We start from the raw sequence: 21,695 nt of genomic DNA on the forward strand, positions 1-21,695 counted from the left end.
GGTACCACCGTCCGGCCCCCGGGGAACACGCTCCCCGGGGGCCGGACGTGTGTCACGGCCTCGTGCCTCTCAGCCGGCCACCGGGGCCTCGCCGCCCTCGGACGCGGCCGGTGCCGTCGCGGTGTACATCGCCGTGCCCTTCTGGATGCCCTTGCCGACGACGCCCCGCTTCACCAGGGTCTCCAGGGTGTTCCGCACCACCTGTACCGAGGTGCCGCGCTCCGGGTGCGCCTTGGTCAGATCCGCGTGCACCTCGCGTACCAGGCGCGGTTCGCCCAGGGGCATCAGGGCGCGGATGAGCTGGTGCAGGGGAGCGCCTGCCGTGGGCGCCGCCTTCTTGCCGCCGGCCCTGGCCCGGGGCGGCCTCGCCTTCGCGCGTCCGGCGGGCCGGGGGGCCGGGACGGGTGTGCCGGCGGGGGTGTCATCTTCCGCGGTCTTCTTCCCGGTGCGCGGGGCGCGACGCGGCCGAGGGGGCGCCGTCTCTCCCGGCAGTGCGGCCTGCATCCCGGTCAGCCAGGTCTCGTCCACCCTGAGCTGTTCCAGGCGGGCCCGCAGCCGCTCGATCTGCGCGGTGAGCTCCTCCTGCTCCGCACGGTTGTCGGTGAGATCGGTGGCGAACCGCTCGGCATACATCGTCTGTACGCTCTGCGACGCGCTGTCCGCGTTGTTCATGATGGTCCACACTCCTCGGGCCGGGGGGTTTGCTGTCGCACGCCCCCATTCACCACCCGGAAGGACGCGAAAGGCGCAAAGTGTGCCCGAGATCCAGCCGAAGGGATGAATGCCCGGCCGGGGCCGGGAGTGGTTTCATCGGCCGGGCACGGACGAGGGTCGGATTTCACAACTCCGTTTGTGTGTACAGGTCTTGCATTGACGGACGCGTGTGCTGTTCATAACATCGCAACACCTGAAGCCGTGAATGACCGGATCTCGCCGTTGGCGAGACCGTTCGGCCGCCGCGGTATCCCCGTGCCGTCGCGTCGCTCCGTCCCCCACATGCTCCACACGTCCCCATTGACCTGAAGCAACCGCACACCACGCCGCTCGGCGTGCGCGCCGAGGGAGTCGGATGAGTACCCAGGCCGTCCAGTCGTACCTGACGCGTGGCCAGAAACGTCTGTGGTTCCTGCACCAGATGGACCCCGACGACGCCTCCTACAACATCCCGCTCGTCCTGCGTCTCTCCGGAGAACTGTCCGAGCCCGCCCTGCGCGCGGCCTTCGACGCGGTGACGGCCCGGCACGAGGCGCTGCGGAGCCGCTTCCCCGCCGAGGACGGCGAACCGGCCGCGCTGGTGGCCGCGCCGGGCCCGGTGGACGTGGAATACCGCGACGTGCGCGGTGGAGGCGACCGGCTCGAAGCGCTGATCGCCGAGCGCACGAACCGCGCCTTCGACCTCGCCCGGGGCCCGTTGCTGCGCGTCGCCCTGTTCCGCACGGGAGACGCCGAGCACGTCCTGTGCGTGGTCCTGCACCACATCGTCGCCGACGGCTGGTCCCTCAACATCCTGCGCGACGAACTGGCGGCGCACTACACCGCACACCTGCGCGGCGGCACCGCCGACCTGCCCGCACCGCCCCCGCACCCGTCCGAGCAGGAGCGGCACGCGGACGAGGCGCAGGCGCGCGAAGCCCTCGCCTACTGGCGGGAACGCCTGGACGGCGCGCCCGCCCTGGAACTGCCCCTCGACCGCCCCCGCCCCGAACACCCCTCGCCCGAGGGCGCCTTCCACACCCAGCTCCTCACCGGCGCCGGGCCCGTGATCGACGCCCTGGCCCGGGCGCGGCGCTGCACCCCGTTCATGGTGCTGCTCGCCGCCTACCAGGCGACCCTGCACCGCTGCACCGGGCAACGCGACTTCTGCGTCGGCGTTCCCACGGCGGGCCGCTCGGGCCCCGACGCCGAACAGGCCATCGGCTACTTCTCGCGGACCCTGGTCCTGCGCTCCGACCTGTCCGGGACGCCCACCTTCGCCGACCTGCTCCGCAGGGCCCGCACCACGGTGCTCGGCGCCTTCGCCCACGACCGCGTCCCCTTCGAGGAACTGGCCGAATCCCTGCGCCTGGACCGTGACCCCGGACGCACCCCCCTCTTCCAGACGATGCTCACCGTGCACACCCAGGACGCCGGCCTGCTGCGCGACGCGTCCTTCGCCGGTCTGGGCTGCACCGAACTCGACCCTTCCATGCGGGCCTGCAAGTTCGACCTCACCCTGGACGTGCGCCGGGACGGCGAGGACGTGGTCGCCGTCTTCGGCTACCGCACGGACCTGCTCGACGGGGACCGGGTGGCCCGCCTCGCGCGCTGGTTCGAGACGCTGCTGCGCGGAGCGGCGGACGGACCGGACACCCCGGTCCGCCTCCTGCCGCTGCTGGACGAGCCCGAGCGCGCCGCGCTGGACGCGGCAGGGCGGGGCCCCGCCCTGTCCGAGGGCCCGTCCACCGTGCACGACGCCATCGCCCGGACCGTACGCGAACGCCCCGGCGGCGAGGCCCTGCGGGGGCGCGACGCCTCACTCTCGTATGCCGGGCTGTGGCACGGCGCGGGTGGGCTGGCCGGACGGCTGACCGCCGAAGGGGTGCGGCGCGGGGACACCGTGGGCGTGCTGCTGCCGCGCGGACCGCAGGCCGTCGTGGCGATGCTCGCCGCGTGGCGCGCCGGTGCCGCCTACCTCCCCCTGGACCCCGACTACCCGCCCGCCCGGATCGCGTACATGGTCGCCGACAGCGGCGCCCGCACCGTCCTGACCTCCCGCGCCACCGCACCGCCCGAGCTGCCCGGGAGCGTCCGCGTCCTGTACGTGGAGGACGAGGTCGGCAGCGGTCCGGCGGGGGAGGGCCGCGCCGTGCCCCTTCCCGAGGACCCCGCGTACCTCGTCTACACCTCCGGCTCGACCGGCGAGCCCAAGGGTGTCGTCGTGCCGCACCGGGCGCTGGCCGAGCGGGTCCGCTGGATGCGCGAGGGGTACGGGATCACCGCCGGGGACCGCGTCCTGCACTGCGCTTCGCTCAGCTTCGACACCTGCGCCGAGGAACTGTTCCCCGCGCTGGCGGCCGGTGCCACCCTCGTGGTGGCCGACGCCGGCGCCACCCTGCCCGACCAGCTGACCGAGGACTTCACCGCCGACGTCACGGTCATGGACCTGCCCACCCCGTACTGGCAGCACCTGGTGGGCGACCCGGACGTCGTCGCCTGGCCGGACGGGCTGCGCCTGGTGATCCTGGGCGCCGACCAAGTGCAGGCCGCCGCCGTGGGCGCCTGGCGCGAGCGGTTCGGCGACCGGGTACGCCTGGTCAACTCCTACGGCCCCACCGAGACCACCGTCATCGCCACGACCGCCGACCTCGGCGACGCGGACACCAGGGCCCGGCCGCCCATCGGGACCCCGATCGGCGGCGTCACCGCCACCGTGTGCGACGAGTACGGCGGCCCGGTCCCGCCCGGCACCCCGGGCGAACTCCTCCTCGGCGGCACCGGGGTGACCTACGGCTACACCGGCCGGCCCGGTGCCACCGCGCGCGCCTTCGTCCCCGACCCGTACGGCCCGCCCGGCTCCCGCCGCTACCGGACCGGCGACCTCGTGCGGCGCAGACCCGACGGTGCCCTGGAGTTCCTGGGCCGGCTGGACGGCCAGCTCAAGGTGCGGGGCTACCGCGTCGAGCCCGGCGAGACCGAGAGCGCGCTGCTCGCACAGCCCGGGGTCGCCGAAGCGGCGGTGGTCGCGCACCGCGACACGCTGGTGGGCTACGTCGTCGCCGCTGCCGATGCGCTGGATCCGGGGGAGTTGCGAAGCGCCGTGGGAGCGCTCCTACCGGCCCACCTCGTGCCTGCCGCCGTCCTCGTCCTGGACCGGCTGCCGCTCACCCCGAACGGCAAACTGGACCGCGCGGCCCTGCCCGCCCCCGAGCGGCGTCCCGAACTCCGCGCCGGCTATCTGGCCCCGCGCACCGAGGCGGAGGAGCTGGTCGCCGAGATCTGGCGCGAGGTGCTGGACATCGACCGGGTCGGCGCCCTGGACGACTTCTTCGAGCTGGGCGGGCACTCCCTGCTCGCCACCCGGGTCATCGCCCGCGTCCGGGCCACCGCCGAACTCACCGTCCCTCTGCGCACCCTGTTCACCCACCGCACGGTCGCCGCCTTCGCCGAGGCGGTGGAGGCCGCCCTGACGGCCGAGATCGACGCCCTGTCGGAGGAGGAGGCAGCCGCCCTCCTCGCTTCTGACGGCGCCACCCTGGAAGGAACCGGTACGCCGTCATGAGCGACACCACCACATCCCCCGCCGGCCTCTCCGACGCCAAGCGCGCCCTGCTCAGCCGCCGGCTCAAAGCGGGCCGGACCGCCGCGTCCCGCCCCGTCGTCCCGCGGAGACCCGAGGGTGCCGTGCCGCCGCTCTCCTTCGCGCAGGAACGCCTGTGGTTCATGGAGCAGTTCGCACCCGGCACCGCCGCGTACAACATCCCCGTCGCACGCAGGCTGCGCGGCGAACTGGACCAGGAGGCGCTGGCCCACGCCCTGGACACCGTCACCGCCCGGCACGAGACGCTGCGCTCCCGCTACCCGGCGACCGACGACGGCCGCCCGGTGCTGGAGATCGCCGAGCCCGCGCCCGCGCCGCCGCCCCTCGTCGAGGCTCAGGACGAGGAGCATGCCGCGCGACTCGTGGACGAGGCGGGGGCAGAGCCCTTCGACCTGGCCGCCGGCCCTCTGCTGCGCAGCCTGCTCGTACGCGTGGCCGACCGCGACCACATCCTGCTGCTCGTCGTCCACCACAGCGTCAGCGACGGCTGGTCCAGCGAGATCCTGATCTCCGAGATCCTGCGCTGCTACGCGGCCCGCGTCGAGGGGGACGACGATCCCCTGCCGGAACTGCCCGTGCGGTACGGCGACTTCGCCCAGTGGCAGCGCGACCGGCTGACCGGGGACGCGCTCACCGCCGAAGTCGCCTACTGGGCGGACGAGCTCGCCGGAGTGGAACCGCTCGTCCTGCCCACCGCCCGGCCCCGCCCGGCGCGGCAGACCTTCGACGGGGCCGGCTACGGATTCCAGGTGGAGCGTGCGCTCCTCGACCGGCTCGCCGCCCTCGGCAAGGCGCACGGCGCCACGGTCCACATGGTGCTGCTCGCCGCATTCCAGGAACTCCTCGCCCGGTTCAGCGGCCAGCGCGACTTCGCCGTCGGATCACCCGTCGCCGGCCGTCCCGAACCGGAACTCGAGGGCCTGGTCGGCATGTTCGTAAACGTCCTGGCACTGCGCGCCCGGCTCGACGGCGACCCCACCTTCGCTGAGCTCGTGGAGCGCACCCGCGAGACGTGTCTGGAGGCGTACGCCCACCAGGAGCTGCCGTTCGCCCAGCTGGTCACCGAGCTGAACGTGGCACGCGACGTCTCCCGCTCCCCGGTCTTCCAGGCGGTGCTCGCCGTCCAGAACTACGCCACCGGGCGCCAGGCAGCCGCCGGCCCGGGGCTCGATGTGGAGACCTACGGCCTGCGCGCCTCCGGCACCCGTTTCGACATCGAACTCTTCCTGATGGAGTGGCCGGACGGGTTGCGCGGCGCCTTCAACTACAACACCGACCTCTTCGCCGAGGAGGACATCGCCCGGCTCGCCGCCCACCTCGACCGGCTGCTCCACGCGGTGGCCGACAACCCGGACGTGCCACTGTCCGGACTCGACCTGCTCTCCGACCGCGAACGCGCCCTGGAGATCCAGGACTTCAACCGCACGGAGGTCCCGGTACCGGCCGGCGCCACCCTGGTCTCCCTCATCGCCGAGCAGATCGCGCGCAGCCCCGATGCCACCGCCGTGACAGCAGGCGGCCGCAGCCTCACCTACGCCGGACTCGACGCAGCTGCCGACCGCATCGCGGCCCGGCTCGTCGCGGCGGGCACCGGCCCCGGTGACGTCGTCGCCGTCGGCGCGGAACGCTCCCCCGAACTGGTCGCCGCGCTCCTCGCCGTCCTGCGCACCGGTGCCTGCTACACCCCGCTCGACACCGAGTACCCGCCCGAACGGCTCGCGTTCATGCTGGACGACAGCGGCGCGCGGGTGGTTCTGACCCAGCGATCCGTCCCCGTCCCCGGGGACTGCCGGGCTGCCGTCCTCTTCCTCGAGGACGACGATCCTGACGATCCGCATCGCGGGAGCGCTCCCACGGCATCGGTGAGCTCTCCGGCACCCGACGATCCCGCCTACCTCATCTACACCTCCGGTTCCACCGGCCGGCCCAAGGGTGTGCCGAACACCCACCGCGCCATCGTCAACCGCTTGTTGTGGATGCAGCGGAGCTACCCCATCGGCCCCGAGGACTCCGTGCTCCAGAAGACGCCGGCCGGGTTCGACGTCTCCGTCTGGGAGTTCTTCTGGCCGCTGATGACCGGCGCGCGCCTCGTGCTGGCCCGTCCCGGGGGCCAGAAGGACGCCGCCTACCTGACCGAACTCATCCGCTCCGCGCCCGTGACCGTCGCCCACTTCGTCCCCTCGATGCTGCCGCTCTTCCTCGCCGAGGAGGGCGCGGGCAGGTGCACGGCACTGCGCCGCGTCGTGTGCAGCGGCGAGGCGCTGCCGCCCGATGCGGCGCGCGCCTTCCACGAGACGCTGCCCGGCTGCGCCCTGGCCAACCTGTACGGGCCCACCGAGGCGGCGGTCGACGTGTCGGCCTGGGAGTGCCAGGGGCCGTCCGACGCGGTCCCCATCGGCTTCCCGGTCGACAACATCCGCCTCCACGTCCTGGACCGGGCGCTGCGGCCGGTGCCCCCGGGCGCCCCCGGTGAGATCCACATCGCCGGGACCGGGGTCGCGCTCGGCTACCACCGGCGACCGGGGCTCACCGCCTGCCGGTTCGTCCCCGACCCGTACGGCCCGCCGGGATCGCGGCTCTACCGCACCGGTGACCTGGGCAGACGCCGCCCCGACGGGGCCCTGGAACACCTCGGCCGCATCGACCAGCAGGTCAAACTGCGCGGCCTGCGCATCGAACCCGGAGAGATCGAGTCCGCTCTGCGCGCCCTGCCCCCGGTGAGGGAGGCGGCCGTCGTCGTACGCGAGGACACCCCGGGCGACAAGCGGCTCGCTGCCTACCTCGTCACCGCCGGAGAGGAGCCCCCGCCCGACCCGCAGGAACTGCGCGCCGCGCTCAAGCAGGTGCTGCCCGACTACATGGTGCCCGCCTCCTTCACCGCCCTGCCCGCCCTTCCCCTCACGCCCAACGGGAAGCTGGACCGCCGGGGGCTGCCCGCCCCCCAGGTCCACCGGACGTCCGGCGCGGCCAGTGCGCCCCGGACCCCGGCGGAGCGGGTGCTCGCCACGGTCTGGTCCGAGGTGCTCGGGCTGGACGAGGTCGGTGTGGACGAGGACTTCTTCGACCTGGGCGGCCACTCGCTCCTCGCCACCCAGGTCGTCGCCCGCGCCCGCAAGCTGCTCCCGGAGGCGGGCGCCCGGCCGGTCAGCGTGATGGACCTGTTCACCTGCCGCACCGTCAGGGACCTCGCCGCGCTGGCGGACACCCCCGAGGACGCCCGGGGCCCCCGCCGGCTGCTGCACCGCCTCACCCCGCAGGCCCCGGCCGGACGCCTGCGCGCCACCCTGGTCTGTGTCCCGTACGGCGGGGGCAGCGCGGTCGTGTACCAGCCCGTCGCCGATCTCCTGCCCGAGGGCTACGAGTTGTGGTCCGTCGCCATACCGGGCCATGACGTCGGTGTGACGGAGGAACACCTGCCGTTCGGGGAACTCGCGGAGAACCTGGCCGCCGAGATACGCGACCGGGTCCGGGGCCCGCTGATCGTGTACGGGCACTGCGGTGTCGGCACCGCGCTGGCCGTGGCGACCGCCCGGCTGCTGGAGGCCTCGGGCCGCGAGCTCGAAGCGGTCTACGCGGGGGCGCAGTTCCCCTTCGCCAAGCCGCGCGGACGAGTGCTCGGCGCCCTCTCCAAGGTGGCGTCCCCGGAGTCGCTGCTGGGCAACCGGGTGTACGTCAACTGGCTCACGGGCATGGGTGTGGACACCTCCCAGCTCGATCGGGAGCAGACCGAGTTCATCGTGGGCAACATGCGCCGCGACAGCCAGGCCGCCGAGGAGTACTTCACCGGGGCCATCGCGGACGTCGAGGCGGGAGCTCCGAGGCTGCGCGCCCCGCTGGTGTCGCTCGTCGGCGACCGCGATCCGGCCGCCGACTTCTACCAGGAGCGTTACCGGGAGTGGCTGCTCCTCGCGGAGCGCTCGGCGGTCGCGGTCATCGACCAGGGCGGCCACTTCTTCGTGAAGTACCGGGCCGCCGAGGTCGCCGAAGCCGTGACGAAGGTCCACGAGGCGATCCGCGCGGAGACCACCGAAACCCTGCCCGCGCGCTCGCCGGACGCGGCCTGGTGGTTCCAGGCGGAGACCGGGCCGCCGGATGACGCCGAGGCCGGCCCGGTGGACGGCGGTGAGGTACCGGTCCCGGGCGCCCCCGCGCCGGGTGCCGCACGCTTCCTCGCCGTCGTGCTGGGGCAGCTGGGGTCGATCGTGGGCTCCGCGCTCACGGAGTTCGCCCTGCCCATCTGGATCCTGCTGGAGACCGGTTCACTCGCCCGGTTCGCGCTGTACTCGGTCGTCGCGATGCTGCCCGGAATCCTCGTCGGCCCGCTGGCCGGTGCCGTCGTGGACCGGTTCGACCGGCGCAAGGTCATGCTCGCGGGCGACCTCGCGGCGGGGCTCAGCCAGGTGGCCATGCTCTGTCTGCTGCTCGGCGGCGCGCTGGACACCTGGTATCTGTACGTGCTGCTGGGCGGCCTTTCGGTGGCGCTCACCTTCCAGCGGCTGGCGTACAGCTCGGCGATTCCGCAACTCGTCCCCAAGCGCTATCTCGGTCACGCCAACGGAATCGTCCAACTCGCCTTCGGCACGGCGCAGTTCGTCGTGCCCCTGATCGCGGTGGCGCTGATGGCGGGCATCGGTCTGCGCGGCATCCTGATCCTCGACATCGCGAGCTACGTGGTCGCGGTCGCCGTACTCGTCTGCGTCAGGTTCCCCCGCGCCCTGCCCTGGACCCGCCGAGAGCCGGTCATCGAGGAGATCAAGCAGGGTTTCGCCTACACCTGGCGGCACCGGGGCTTCCGCTCGATGCTCCTGTGGTTCGCCGCGCTCAACCTCTTCCTGTCGCCGCTGTTCCTGCTGGTGACGCCCCTGGTGCTGTCCTTCGACACCCTGGACGGGGCGGCCGCGGTGGCCACGGCGGGCGGGGCCGGGGCCGTGGCGGGCGGGCTGATCATGGGGGTGTGGGGCGGACCGCGCAGACACCGGGTGCGCGGCATGCTCGCGCTGGCCGGGGTGTTCGCCCTGGCCGGGGCGGTGACGGGGCTGCGGGCCGACCTCTGGGTGATCGGTGCCGGGGCCTTCGGGATGTCCTGCGCCATCACCCTGGTCAACGGGGTCTACTCGACCATCGTCCAGGTCAAGGTCCCGCAGCGCTTCCACGGCCGCGTCTTCGCCCTGAACACCATGGTCGCCTGGTCCACCCTGCCCATCGGCCACGGGCTCGTCGCGCCCCTGGGCGCCCGGCTGTTCGACCCGCTGCTGGCCGACGGCGGGGCGCTGGCCGGCAGCGTGGGAAGGGTGCTGGGCACGGGGCCGGGGCGCGGGATCGGGCTGATGTACCTGCTGTGCTGCCTGGTCATGCTGGCACTGGTGGCCCTGGCCCTGCGGCTGCCGGTCCTCGCCCGCTTCGACCGCGAGGTGCCGGACGCCGAACCCGACGACCTCATCGGACTCCGGGAACGCGCGGCCGCCCTCGCCGCCTCCGCGCCCGTTCCCGCCCGGGCCGACCGGTGAACCCCGCCGCGCCCCCGCGCTCCCTGATCGAACTGCTGGTCCACCGCGCCGCCCTCCACCCGGACCGCGTCGCCCTCCGCAACGGGCCGCACGCCCTGGACTTCGGCACCTGGCGCGACCGGGCCGCCGCCCTCGCCCACGGCCTGCTCGCCCACGGTCTGCGCCCCGGCGACCCGGTCGGGCTGCGCTACGGCAGTACGGAGTGGACCGACTACGCGGTCGCCTACTGCGGGGTGCAGTGGGCGGGCGGCATCGCCGTACCCCTGTCCGACCGGCTGGCCCCGGCCGCCACCGCGCACATCGTCGAGGACAGCCGGTGCGCGGGAGTCCTGCACGGTGACGGGGGGCCGCCGCCCCGGCTGCCCGCGAGGGTATGGCGGGCGACCTGCGACGACTTCGGGACCGGGGCCGGGGACGGGCTGCCGTTCCCCGACCCGTCCGCACCCGCGCAGTACCTCTACACCTCGGGCACCACCGGCCTCCCCAAGGGCGTCCGGGCCAGCCACGCCAACCTCGCCCACGGCTGCACCCTGGACGAACGCCGCCGGCCCCTGCGTCACTCGCGCACCTTCCTGCACGCCTTCCCGATCGGCACCAACGCCGGACAGACGATGCTCGTGAACTGCCTGGACACGGCGGCCACCGGTGTCGCCGCCCCGCAGTTCACCCCGCTGCGGTTCGCCCGGCTCATCGAGGAGCACGCGGTCGGCAGCGTCTTCCTGGTGCCGGCCACCGCCATCGAACTGCTCGCGTCCACCGCCCTCACCCGCAGCGACCTCAGCACGGTCAAGCTGGTCGGCTCCACGGCGGCCGCACTCCCGCAACCCGTCGCGCTGCGGCTGTCGCAGGCGTTCCCCGGGGCGCAGATCGTCAACTACTACACCTCGACCGAGGCCGCGCCCGCCCAGATCACCCTGCTCTTCGACCCCGACCATCCCGACTCGCCCGGCCGGCCCGCCTCACTCGACCACCTGCGCGTCACCGACACCGAAGGGCGCCCGGCGGCCACCGGTGAGCCCGGCGAGATCTGGCTGCGCTCACCCACCGCGCCCCGCGCCTACCTGGGCGCCCCCGACGCGGGCGCCGAGGTCTTCCGGGGCCGCTGGGTGCGCATGGGGGACATCGGGCGGCTCGACGAGGACGGCTACCTCCACCTGCTCGACCGGGAGCGCGACGTCATCAAGTCCGGCGCCCACAAGGTGTCCACGATCCAGGTCGAGAACGCCCTGCACGCCCACCCGGACGTCGCCGACGCCGCCGCCTTCGGCATCCCGCACCCCGTACTGGGCAGCGTGGTCGCCGCCGTCGTCGTCCCCCGGCTGGGCGAACCGGACATGCCCCGGCTGCGGTCCTTCCTGCTCGACCGGCTCGCCGCGCACGAGCTGCCGGCCCGGATCCTCTTCCGCGACACCCTGCCCCGCAACGAGGGCGGCAAGGTCCTCAAACGTGAACTCCACCGGCTCCTGGACGACGAGGCGACCCCATGACCCCCTCCTTCGAAGCACCGGCCCCGCTCGACCCGGCCCAGCACGGTCTCTGGATCACCGAGCGGACCCTCGACACCGGTTCGGCATACCACCTCAGCCTGGCCCTGAGCTTCCAGGGCCCCCTGGACCCGGCAGCCATGGCGGCGGCCTGGGGCGACTGCGTACGGGCCACCCCCGTGCTCACCGCCCGGACCGATCCCGCCGGGCCCGGCCTGGTCCCGGGCGAGGCACCGCCCCTGCGGCTGGTCACCGCCGCGCCGGACGACCTCGGCAAGCTCCGCGACGAGGAGACCGCCGCCCGCTTCGCTCCGGGCGAGGCCCTGATACGCGCCACGCTGTTCAGCACCGTCCCGGACCGGCATCTGCTGCTCGTGGTCGCCCACCACCTCGTCTTCGACGGCGAGTCCAAGGACCTCCTGGTCACCGGACTGGCCCGTGCGTACCGGGCGGTGACGGGGGAGGAGCGGCAGCCCTCCGCCGCCGAGGCGCCGACCTCCCCGTCGCCCGTCTCCGAGGCGGCCGTCCGCGACGCGGCCCGCTTCTGGGCCGGCCGCTGGCGCGACAGCCCCGCGCCCGACTTCCCCGGCCTCACCGCCCACCGCGCGGACCCGGTCGCCCCGGCCCCCGGCAGCGCCTGCGGCTTCCGGCGCGACGGGGAACGGCACGCCCGCCTGGTGACCGGCGCCGCGGCGCTCGGCGTCACCCGGTTCGAACTCCTCACGTCTGCCTGGCACGCCCTGCTGCTGCGCTACGGCAACACCGCCCCCGCCACCGCGATCGAACTCTCCACCCGCGTGCCGGGCGAGCCCCGGCAGGTCGGCCTGCGCGTCAACGAACTGCCCCTCTTCACCGACCCGCGCCCGGAGCTCGCCTTCGCCGACTTCGCCCACGAGGTCCGGGCCGGGCTGCGCGCCCTCTACGCCCACCGCACCGTCCCCCTCAGCCGTGCGGTGCGCGCGCTCACCCCGCGCACCGCCCTCTGCCCGGTCTCCCTGAGCTACCGCCGGCGCGCCACCTCCCGGCCCGCCGACTTCGGCCCGGGCGTCGAAGTGGGCACCGAGTGGACCGGCTTCGCGCACACCGCACGCAACATCGCCCACCTCCACCTGGTCGACGGGCCCGACAGCCTGGAAGGCAGCCTCCAGTACCGCACCGCCGCCTTCGGGAGCGAGGCGCCCGCCCGCGTCCTGGAACACTTCCTCACCCTGCTCGACGGAGCCCTGGCCGCACCGGACACCGCCCTCGGCCGCCTGCCCCTCCTGCCGCCCCGGGAACGCGCGACGCTGCTCGCCGACACCACCCGCACCCCGCGGGACGGCCGCGCCACCCTGCCCGAGCTGTTCGCCGCCCAGGCCGCCGCGACCCCGGACGCCGTCGCCGTCATCGAGGGCGACACCACCCTCACGTACGCCGAACTCGACGCCGCCGTCCGCCGCCGCGCCCACCGGCTGCGCGCCGAGGGGGCCGGCCCCGGCGTCCTCGTCGGCATCGCCCTGCCCCGCTCGGCCGCCCAACTCGTCGCCGCCCTCGGCGCGCTCACCGCCGGTGCCGCCTACCTGCCGCTGGACCCCGACCACCCGGCGGAGCGCCTGGCGTTCCTCCGCGCCGACTCCGGGATCACGCTGGAGACCGCCGCCGACCCGGGGCCGGACGACCTGGACCGGCTCCCCGACGCCCCGGCGGCGCCCGCCCCGCCCTCCCTCACGGACCCGGCCTACGTGCTGTACACCTCCGGTTCCACCGGTGTGCCCAAGGGGGTCGAGGTCTCGCACGAGGCCCTCGCCAACCTGCTCGCGGCCCTGCGGGAGACCACCGGCACCGGCCCCGGCAGCCGATGGCTCGGGCTCACCTCGCTCTCCTTCGACATCTCCACCGTCGAACTCTTCCTGCCCCTCGTCACGGGCGGCACCGTCGTCCTCGTGCCGGAGGGCCGCCACCGCGACGGCACCGCGCTCACCGCACTCGTCGCACGGCACCGTCTCACCCACGTACAGGCCACCCCCAGCGGCTGGCGCACCATGCTCGCCGCCGGGCTCCACGCGCCGGACCTGGTGGCCCTGACCGGGGGAGAGGCCCTGCCCGACGCCCTCGCCCGCGAACTGCGCAGCGCCGTCGGCCGGCTGGTCAACGTGTACGGGCCGACCGAGACGACGGTCTGGTCCACGGCCGCCGAGCTCGGACCCGAAGACCCCGTCACCATCGGCCGCCCGCTGGCCAACACCCGCACCTACGTCCTGGACGCCCGCCTCCAGCCCCTGCCGCAGGGGCTGACCGGCGAGCTGTACATCGGCGGCGACGGTGTCGCCCACGGGTACCGGGGCCGCCCCGGACTCACGGCCTCCCGCTTCGTCCCGGACCCGTTCGGTCCGCCCGGCGCCCGCCTCTACCGCACGGGCGACCTGGTCCGGCTCACCGCCGACGGCCGCATCGCCTTCGCGGGCCGGTCCGACACCCAGGTGAAGGTGCGCGGCCACCGTGTCGAACTCGGCGAGATCGACACCGTCCTCGGCGGCCACGCGCAGGTCGACCAGGCGGTGACGGTGCTGCGGGAGTCCCCGGACGGTGGGCCCGGACGGCTGGTCGCCTATGTGGTGCCCGACCCGGCCGGCATGCCGCCGGCGCCCGAAACCCTGCGCGAGCACCTCGCCCGCAAGCTGCCGGCGGCGGCCCTGCCCGACGCGTACGTGGCCCTCGACGCGATGCCGCTCACCCCCAACGGCAAACTCGACCGGGCCGCCCTGCCCGAACCGCCGCGTGCACGGGCCACCACCCGTGAGACCCCTGCGCTGGGGGCCGACGAAGGCGTCACCGCCACCGTCCTCGCCATCTGGCGGGAAGTGCTGGATCTCGACGACCTCGACGCCGACGAGGACCTTTTCGACCTCGGCGGTCACTCCCTCACCATCACCGCCATCGCGGGCCGCATCCGCAAGGAGTACGGCGTCTCCGTGCCCTTCGACGTCTTCTTCGACAGCCCCACCGTCCACGGCGTCGCCGCGTGCGTCGCCGCACTCATCGAGGAGAACCAGTGAACACACCCGCCCTCCGCTATCTGGTGGCGGTCAACGACGAGGAACAGCACGCCCTCTGGCCCGCAGGCACCTCGTTGCCCGCCGGCTGGCGGCCGGAAGGGTTCAGCGGCACCGAGGAGGAGTGCGTGGCCCACGTCGATCAGGTGTGGCCCGACATCAGGCCCCTGAGCCTGCGCCGCCGACTGGCCGGCGAGGTGGACAGTTGAGCACCGCCCAGGACCCGGCCACCGAGGCACGCGCACGGCTCGCCGAGCTGATCAGCGACGCCATGGACGGGCAGCTCGCCGCGGCCGAGATCCTCACCGCCCGGGGCACCCTCACCGAACTCGGCGTCACCTCCCTGGCGTTCCTCCGGCTCGCCGACACCCTGGAGGAGGAGTACGGCATCGAACTCGACCTGGCCGACCCGGCGTTCTACCAGGAGAGCGTCACGAGTCTGGCGGCCGGGCTGGTGAGGGGATGAACGGCCTCGCCACCGCCCGCACCCTGCACATCCCCTTCGCGGGCGACAGAGCGGGCACGGCCCCCCTCACCTGGGGCCAGCGGGCGATCTGGAACGCGATCCTGCGTACCGCGCCCAACGACATCTACTTCAACATCGGGCGCCTTCTCCCGCTGGGGGAGCGCGGACGGGTGACGGACCTGCCCCGGTTCGCCTCCGCGCTCACGGCCCTGATGGAGCGCCACGAGGCGCTGCGCACCAGGCTGTACGACGGCGAGGACGGCGAGCCCCGCCAGTCGCTGACCGACTGCGGCGCGCTGCCGGTCACCGTGGTGGACGAGCCCGACCCGGCACGGACCGGGGCCGGCGCGCGCGCCCTCCTGGACGAACTCACCGCCACCCGCTTCGACTACGCGCGGGAGTGGCCGCTGCGCGTCGGTGCCGTCTGCCACCGGGGCCGGGTGACGCACGCGGTCCTGGTCCTCTGCCACCTCGCGGCCGACGGCCACGCCGCCGAGCAGGTGGTACGCGACCTGCGGCTGCTGGTGCGCCGGGGCTCGGCCGGGCGGTCCCCGCGCACCAACCCCCTCGACCTCGCCCGGTACCAGCACGGTCCGGCCGGTGTACGCCGCAGCGAGCGGGCCCTCGCCCACTGGGAGAGCTTTTACCGGACCATGCCGCCGACGATGTTCCCCCGGCAGGCCGCCGCGCCCCGCACACCCCGGTTCTGGAGCGGCCGGCTGGTGTCCGAGGCACTGATGAGGGCGACGGACACGCTCGCGGCCGCGCACCGGATCAGCGGATCGACGGTCCTGATGACCGCCCTGGCCGCCCTGGCCGCCGCCGAGGGCGGGCACTCGGCGGCGGCCATGATGCCCATCGTGGCCAACCGGGCCGCCGAGGACCGGCGGGACCTGGTCGCGATGCTCTCCCAGGACGCGCCGTTCCTGCTCGACACGACCGGCGCCGAACGGTTCACGGACCTCCTCCCCGTGGCCTGGCGCGCGGCCCTGGCGGGTTACCGGGCCGCCTCCTACGACCCGGTCGCCTGGGAGGCCCTGCGCGAACGCGTCGGCCGGGAGCGCGGCACCGCCGTGCACCCGTACTGCTGCTACAACGACCAGCGGTTCCACGTACGCCCGCCGGACGAAGGCCCGCCGCCGGGCGCGGCGGAACTGCGCGCGGCACGGGCCCGTACCGCGTTCGGCTTCCCGGCCACCGAGGAGAAGTTGGGCTGCCGCTACTGCGTCCACGTCACCGAGGAGGAGGGCGTCCTCGCCGTCATGCTCACCGCCGACACCGCCTACCTCCCGCCGCCCCGGATCAGGGCGCACCTGTGGGCGCTGGAGGAGGTGGTCGTCGCGTCGGCGTGCGGCGAGGCCCCGCTCCTCGCCGGGCTCCCGGCTCTCCTGGCGCGCGCGGAGGCGGCCGCCTGACGCCTGCTCACGGCTGCTGCGGGCGCCGCCCCCACGCGGAGATCATCGGCGCGGTCGCGAGATCGAGGCGGCCGGTCCCGACGTTGGCCAGATGGCGGTCGATCTCCTCGTCGGTGGCCAGCCCCGCCGCCACGAGCCGGCCACGGATCTGCCGCACCGTCGCCGCCTCCAGGACCGTGCACGCAGGCGAGGTGACCGGGAAGTACGCGTCCGCCCGGACGTCGTCGAGCCCCGCCTCGCGCAGCAGCCGGGGCAGGGTCCTGCCGTACTCCAGGTCCGCGCCGCGCCCGGCCATCAGCGACCGGAAGCCCGAGCGCAGCCGGTTGGCGAGCCGCTGCTCCGGCCCCGACTCGTCCGGGCACAGCAGCGGCTGGAGCCCCGGGTCCGCGTCCTCCAGCAGCAGCGCGCCACCCGGCCGCAGCGCCCCGGCCATCCGCCGCAGCGCCTCCGCGCGGTCGGCGACGTGCACCAGGACCAGCCGCGCGTGCACCAGGTCGAAGCCGCCCTCGGGCGGCGGGTCGGCGGCGACGTCGTGGGCCCGCACCTCGATCACCCCGCCGGCGACCCCCGCGGTCCAGGACACATCGATGTCGGTGGCGACCACCGCCCCCTCCGGGCCGACCCGCTCGGCCAGACCGAGCGGCACCGACGGCCCGCCCGCACCGACCTCCCAGCACCGCATGCCGGGCCCGATGCCCAACCGGTCGACATGGCGGAACGTCACCGGGTCGAAGAGCTCCGAGAGCGCGCCGAAGCGGATGCCCGCCTCCGACTGCTGGTTGTCCAGGAGGTAGCCGTGGTCCGATGCGCGCTGAGTCATGGCGCGATTCTGACACCCTGGCCGGAAGTGGCCGTACGGCTCGGCGGACGGCCCGGAAAACGGCTCGACAGACGGGAGCGCGACGCCGTGTGATGGTCGGGACCGCCCGCCGCGCGCAGTGGGCCGAGGACAGGGAACCGCCGTTGGCAGCCACGAGCGACCGCCCCGCGATCGATACTCCGCTGGTCAGACGGCTGGTCGACAGCCAGTTCCCGCAATGGGCAGGACTGCCGCTGGTACGCCTCGCCCAGGCCGGCGCGGACCATGTGATCCACCGGCTCGGCCGCGAACTCTCCGTGCGGCTGCCGCGTTATGCCGGTGCGATCGGGCAGGCCCGCAAGGAGCTCACCTGGCTGCCCCGGCTCGCCCCGCACCTCCCCCTGGCCGTCCCCGCGCCGGTCGCGGTGGGGGAGCCGGGCTTCGGATACCCGTGGCCCTGGGCGGTGACCCGCTGGCTGGACGGCGAGCCCGCCACCGTCGAGGCCCTGGGCGACTCGCGCGAAACCGCCGTGGCGCTCGCCGGGTTCCTGACCGCCCTGCGACGCTTCGAGCCCGGCGGCCACCCGCTCACCCCCGACATCGACGGCACCACGGACTCCCTGCACGGCCGGGACCGGGCCACGCGCGCGGCGATCGCCGCGCTGGACGGCGTGTTCGACGCCGGGGCCATGACGAAGGTCTGGGACGCGGCACTGGACGCCCCCGCGTGGGACCGGCCCCCGGTCTGGGTGCACGGCGACTTCCACACCGGCAACCTGCTGACCCGCGACGGCCGCCTCAGCGCAGTCATCGACTTCGGAGGGCTCGGCCTCGGCGACCCGGCCCGCGACATGATGATCGCGTACACACTGCTGTCGGCGGACAGCCGGGCGGCCTTCCGCGCGGCGCTCGGCCCGGACGACGCCACCTGGACGCGGGGGCGCGGCTGGGCCCTGGCCACCGGGCTCAACGCCTACACCTTCCACGCCGCCACCGACCCGCGCGTCGCCGCGCAGACGACCCGCCAGATCCACGCGGCCCTCGCCGGCTGAACGTCCGTACCCGCTCCGGAGCGACCGTCGCGGCCCCGGTCGACCGCGCGGAGCCCCGGCAGGCAGACTGGGTGCGTGACGACACTGAGCAAGGGCGCCAACATGCCGGTGGCTCCATCCGCCGTCCGGGCCGTGCTGAGCTGGACGGCCGGGCCCGGAGTGCCCGAGGTGGACGCCTCCGCGCTGGTGCTGGGCGCGGACGGCCGGGTCCGCTCGGACGGCGACTTCGTCTTCTACAACCAGCCCAGGCACGCCTCCGGGACCGTGCGCCACCTGGGCAAGGGGACCGGCTCCGGCACGGTGGAGGCCGACCTCGCCGCGCTCGGCCCCGAGGTGGACCGGATCGCCCTGTGCGCCTCGGCCGACGGCGGCACGTTCGGGCAGGTGCCCGGTCTCCATCTGCGGCTGCTGGACGCCGGGTCGGGCGCGGAGCTGGCCCGCTTCGACATGGCGGCCGGCCCGGAGACCGCCTATGTGTGCGGGGAGCTCTACCGGCGGGCCGGAGGGTGGAAGTTCCGGGCCGTGGGCCAGGGGTACGCGAGTGGGCTGGCCGGCCTGGCGACGGACTTCGGCATCAGTGTGGACGAACCCGGGACGCCACCGGCCGCCGCCGCTCCCGGCGGGGGAGCGCCGCGCCTCACCAAGGGCGAGGAGCAGTTGCCGGTCGACATGCGCAAGCGGCTGTCGCTGCGCAAGCAGCAGGTGGCCGTCAGCCTGAGCAAGCACGGCCTCGACCGGCTGACCGCCCGGGTGATCCTCGTCCTCGACGCCTCCGGATCGATGAGCGGCCTCTACTCACGCGGCACCGTCGCGGGGGTCACCGAACGCATGGCCGCCGTGGCCGCGCAGTTGGACGACGACGGCGAGATGCAGGCGTGGACCTTCGCCTCGAACCCGGCCCGGCTCCCCGACCTGACCATCGGCGACCTGCCCGAGTGGCTGCGGCTGCACGTGCGGGTCGGACAGGTCAGCCTGTTCGGGCGGAGGAAGCCCCCGAAAGGACTGGTCCCCGGACAGGTCGACATGCGCGCGGTCGGCATCCAGAACGAGGAGCAGAAGGTCATCGCCGAGGTCCGGGACTTCGTACGCGCCGACCCGGTACCCGCGCCGACGCTCGTCCTGTTCTTCTCCGACGGCGGTGTGTACCGCGACGACGAGATCGAGCGCGAGCTGCGCGCTGCGGTCGAAGAACCCGTCTTCTGGCAGTTCATCGGCCTCGGACGGGCGCAGTACGGCGTGCTGGAGCGGTTCGACACCATGCCCGGCCGCCGGGTGGACAACGTCGGCTTCTTCGCCGTGGACGACATCGAGCAGGTCTCCGACCAGGAGCTGTACGACCGCCTGCTGTCGGAGTTCCCGTCCTGGCTGTGCGCGGCCAGGCAGGCCGGCATCCTGCGCTGAGCCGTACGGGTCATGAGCTGCCGGACGGCCGGGTTACGGCACGTGCGGCCGGGAGTCCGGGGCTTACGGTGGCGGCCGGCCGCACCCGGCTCATGAAAGGCTCGTCCATGAAGATCACGGTCATCGGCGGTACCGGACTGATCGGCTCCCAGCTCGTCTCGAAGCTGCGCGAGGCCGGACACACGGCGGAACCCGCCTCCCTGTCGACCGGTGTCGACCTGCTCACCGGCAAGGGCCTCGGTGAGGCGCTCGCCGGCGCGGAGACGGTCGTCAACGTGAGCAACTCGCCCACGTTCGACGCGGCGTCCCCCGACTTCTTCCGCACGACCATGGGGCATTTGCTGACGGCGGGTGAGCAGGCCGGTGTACGGCACCAGGTCGTGCTGTCGATCGTCGGTGTCGACCAGGTGCCCCAGCTGGACTACTACCGGGCCAAGACGCTTCAGGAGGAGCTGCTGCGCAACGGGCCCGCCGCCTACTCGGTCGTACGTGCCACGCAGTTCTTCGAGTTCGTGGACGCCGTCATGTCATGGACCTCCGACGAGGACACCGTCCGGCTCCCCGACACGCGCGTCCAGCCCATCGCGTCGGCGGACGTGGTCGCCGCCCTCGCGGACACCGCCACCGGTGCGCCGCTGAACGGAACGGTGGATGTGGCCGGGCCCGACGTCTACCCCCTCGACGAGCTCGGGCGCCTCACGCTGGCCGCCCGGGGCGACGGCCGCACCGTCGTCACGGACGACCGGGCGGGCATGTTCGCGGCCGTGGAGGGCGACGTGCTGATCGCGGGGCCCGGGGCGCGCATCGCTCCCACCTCGTACGAGGAATGGCTCGCCGGGACCCGCTGAGACGGAAGGGCGGCCACCTGATGCGGGCCGGAGCCCGTATCAGGTGGCCGCCCTGGTGCGGCCGGTGTCTCAGGTGTTGTTGGCCAGAGCCAGCAGCCGGCTGGAGTCACCGTTGAACCGGTCGCGGTCCACGGCTCCCGAAATCCCGCCCACCGAACCGGAGTCGGTGTACTGCCAGAACGTCCAGTACGGGAAGCCCTTCGGGATGGTCGGGCTCGCCGCGGTCGTCCAGTGCGCGGTGAACAGCGGGCTGCGCGCCGACATGCCGCTCCAGCCGCCCGTGCACGAGTTCCACCAGCTCGCGCTGGTGTAGATGACGACGTCGCGTCCCGTCTTGGCCTTGTACGTGTTGTAGAAGTCGAGGATCCACGACTGCATGGCGGAAGCCGACTTGCCGTAGCAGCCGCCCTCCAGGTCGAGCATCCCCGGAAGCGTCAGGTTGTCCCGCGACCACGCGCCACCGTGGCCGGCGAAGTAAGTGGCCTGGGCCGCTCCGCTGGACAGATTGGGACGCGCGAAGTGGTACGCGCCCCGGATCACCTTCGCGTTGTAGGCGTTGAGGTAGTTGGCGTTGAAGTTGGGATCCTTGTACGTGGTGGACTCGGTGGCCTTGATGTAAGCGAACTTGATGCCCGCGGACTTCACCGACGACCAGTTGATCGAGCCCTGGTAGTGCGAGACGTCGATGCCGGGGAGCGTCGTCGCCTGGATGGAGGCGCTGCTCTCCGGAGTGAGGTCGACGTGCCGGTCGTCCGGGGCGAACGTGTCGCCGTCGGCGAGGTAGCCGGCGCCCATGTACCCGTCGCCGAGCGGGATGGCGGCCCCGGACGACGTGGCGGGCGGCTGCGGCGACGCCGACGCCGGCACGGCGGTGACGGAAGGCACTGCCACCATGCCGAGGCCGACGGCTCCGAGGGCCACCAGCTTGCGGAGTGCGGGTCTGCGGCTGTGGATCGATAACACGGGAGCCTCCTGGGGGTGAGCGGCGCGAAGGGGGGTCTACTCGCGTAGCATGTGGAGCGGTTCCGAGCGTAGCGGCGGGTCCGGGGGATGGCCTGTCACGGAGGGCGGGGGAGCCGCTCCTTTGACGAGGGCATGCCACGAGTGACGCATGAACACCACTGCGTCGTAAAGGGTTTTGGATCGGCCTCTGTGGTCCAGTCCAGTGAAGAATCCGCCGAGCTGGGGCGACACCGCCAACCGGGTGAGAAGTTTCACCTCGCTGAAACCCCGGCGCGCGCCCGGCGCTCCGGGAGGCGGACACCAGGACGCCCGGCGCCGACGCACTCGGTGAGGTACGCGTCGAGGGCCGCGGCGTCCCGGCAGTCGGCGGCGGCGCGCGGCGGCGACGACCGGGTGGGATCCGCGCCGGTCACCGCCTGCTTCAGGTGCAC

General features: G+C 73.9%; 14 protein-coding genes. 10 read left to right on the forward strand and 4 right to left on the reverse strand.

From position 1 onward, the window contains the following. Positions 1-69 precede the first annotated feature (69 nt). On the reverse strand, positions 70-672 hold the full coding sequence (locus ACN6LM_RS29415; RefSeq protein WP_445068416.1) for a hypothetical protein: 603 nt from the start codon (positions 670-672) through the stop codon (positions 70-72). Between the two features lie 397 nt (positions 673-1,069). Here ACN6LM_RS29415 and ACN6LM_RS29420 point away from each other — a divergent pair, with 397 nt between their 5' ends. Genes ACN6LM_RS29420 through ACN6LM_RS29450 form a run of 7 tightly spaced genes read left to right on the forward strand, consistent with a single transcriptional unit; the run spans position 1,070 to position 16,201 of the window. Continuing rightward, positions 1,070-4,258 carry an amino acid adenylation domain-containing protein gene (locus ACN6LM_RS29420; protein ID WP_445068417.1) on the forward strand — a complete coding sequence of 1,063 codons (3,189 nt, stop codon included), beginning with the start codon at positions 1,070-1,072 and terminating at the stop codon, positions 4,256-4,258. Then, positions 4,255-9,804: an amino acid adenylation domain-containing protein gene (locus ACN6LM_RS29425; RefSeq protein WP_445068418.1), complete on the forward strand. Its 5,550-nt coding sequence runs from the start codon at positions 4,255-4,257 to the stop codon at positions 9,802-9,804. Before ACN6LM_RS29420 ends, ACN6LM_RS29425 begins: the two co-directional genes overlap by 4 nt. Next, positions 9,801-11,291: a class I adenylate-forming enzyme family protein gene (locus ACN6LM_RS29430; protein ID WP_445068419.1), complete on the forward strand. Its 1,491-nt coding sequence runs from the start codon at positions 9,801-9,803 to the stop codon at positions 11,289-11,291. The genes ACN6LM_RS29425 and ACN6LM_RS29430 overlap by 4 nt, the downstream gene beginning before the upstream one ends. Continuing rightward, on the forward strand, positions 11,288-14,323 hold the full coding sequence (locus tag ACN6LM_RS29435; RefSeq protein ID WP_445068420.1) for a non-ribosomal peptide synthetase: 3,036 nt from the start codon (positions 11,288-11,290) through the stop codon (positions 14,321-14,323). Before ACN6LM_RS29430 ends, ACN6LM_RS29435 begins: the two co-directional genes overlap by 4 nt. Then, the gene (locus ACN6LM_RS29440) at positions 14,320-14,529 is read left to right on the forward strand and encodes an MbtH family protein (RefSeq protein ID WP_445068421.1); all 210 of its coding nucleotides are present in this window, start codon (positions 14,320-14,322) and stop codon (positions 14,527-14,529) included. Before ACN6LM_RS29435 ends, ACN6LM_RS29440 begins: the two co-directional genes overlap by 4 nt. Then, entirely contained in the window at positions 14,526-14,786 is a 261-nt protein-coding gene (locus ACN6LM_RS29445) for an acyl carrier protein (protein ID WP_445068422.1), read from the forward strand. Before ACN6LM_RS29440 ends, ACN6LM_RS29445 begins: the two co-directional genes overlap by 4 nt. After that, a complete protein-coding gene (locus tag ACN6LM_RS29450; RefSeq protein ID WP_445068423.1) occupies positions 14,783-16,201 on the forward strand; it encodes a condensation domain-containing protein in 1,419 nt (472 codons plus the stop codon). Before ACN6LM_RS29445 ends, ACN6LM_RS29450 begins: the two co-directional genes overlap by 4 nt. Before the next feature lie 7 nt (positions 16,202-16,208). On the opposite strand, the gene ACN6LM_RS29455 is transcribed toward ACN6LM_RS29450, so the two are convergent. Then, positions 16,209-17,021 (reverse strand): class I SAM-dependent methyltransferase, encoded by an 813-nt coding sequence (locus tag ACN6LM_RS29455; RefSeq protein ID WP_445068424.1) that lies wholly within the window; start codon positions 17,019-17,021, stop codon positions 16,209-16,211. 92 nt (positions 17,022-17,113) lie between these two features. On the opposite strand from ACN6LM_RS29455, the gene ACN6LM_RS29460 reads away from it, so the two are divergent. From ACN6LM_RS29460 to ACN6LM_RS29470, 3 genes are all read left to right on the forward strand, one after another. Next, entirely contained in the window at positions 17,114-18,052 is a 939-nt protein-coding gene (locus ACN6LM_RS29460; protein WP_445068435.1) for an aminoglycoside phosphotransferase family protein, read from the forward strand. A 75-nt stretch (positions 18,053-18,127) separates the two neighbouring features. Further along, positions 18,128-19,453: a VWA domain-containing protein gene (locus ACN6LM_RS29465; protein ID WP_445068425.1), complete on the forward strand. Its 1,326-nt coding sequence runs from the start codon at positions 18,128-18,130 to the stop codon at positions 19,451-19,453. A 107-nt stretch (positions 19,454-19,560) separates the two neighbouring features. Next, positions 19,561-20,301, forward strand: a complete 741-nt coding sequence (locus ACN6LM_RS29470; protein ID WP_445068426.1) for an SDR family oxidoreductase — start codon at positions 19,561-19,563, stop codon at positions 20,299-20,301. A 69-nt stretch (positions 20,302-20,370) separates the two neighbouring features. Here the strand turns inward: ACN6LM_RS29470 and ACN6LM_RS29475 are convergent, their stop codons facing one another. Continuing rightward, positions 20,371-21,264, reverse strand: coding sequence for a GH25 family lysozyme (locus tag ACN6LM_RS29475; RefSeq protein ID WP_445068427.1), 894 nt, complete (start codon positions 21,262-21,264; stop codon positions 20,371-20,373). A gap of 251 nt (positions 21,265-21,515) precedes the next feature. Beyond that, entirely contained in the window at positions 21,516-21,695 is a 180-nt protein-coding gene (locus tag ACN6LM_RS29480) for a hypothetical protein (protein WP_445068428.1), read from the reverse strand.

It is taken from the genome of Streptomyces sp. SAS_281 (genome assembly GCF_052542855.1).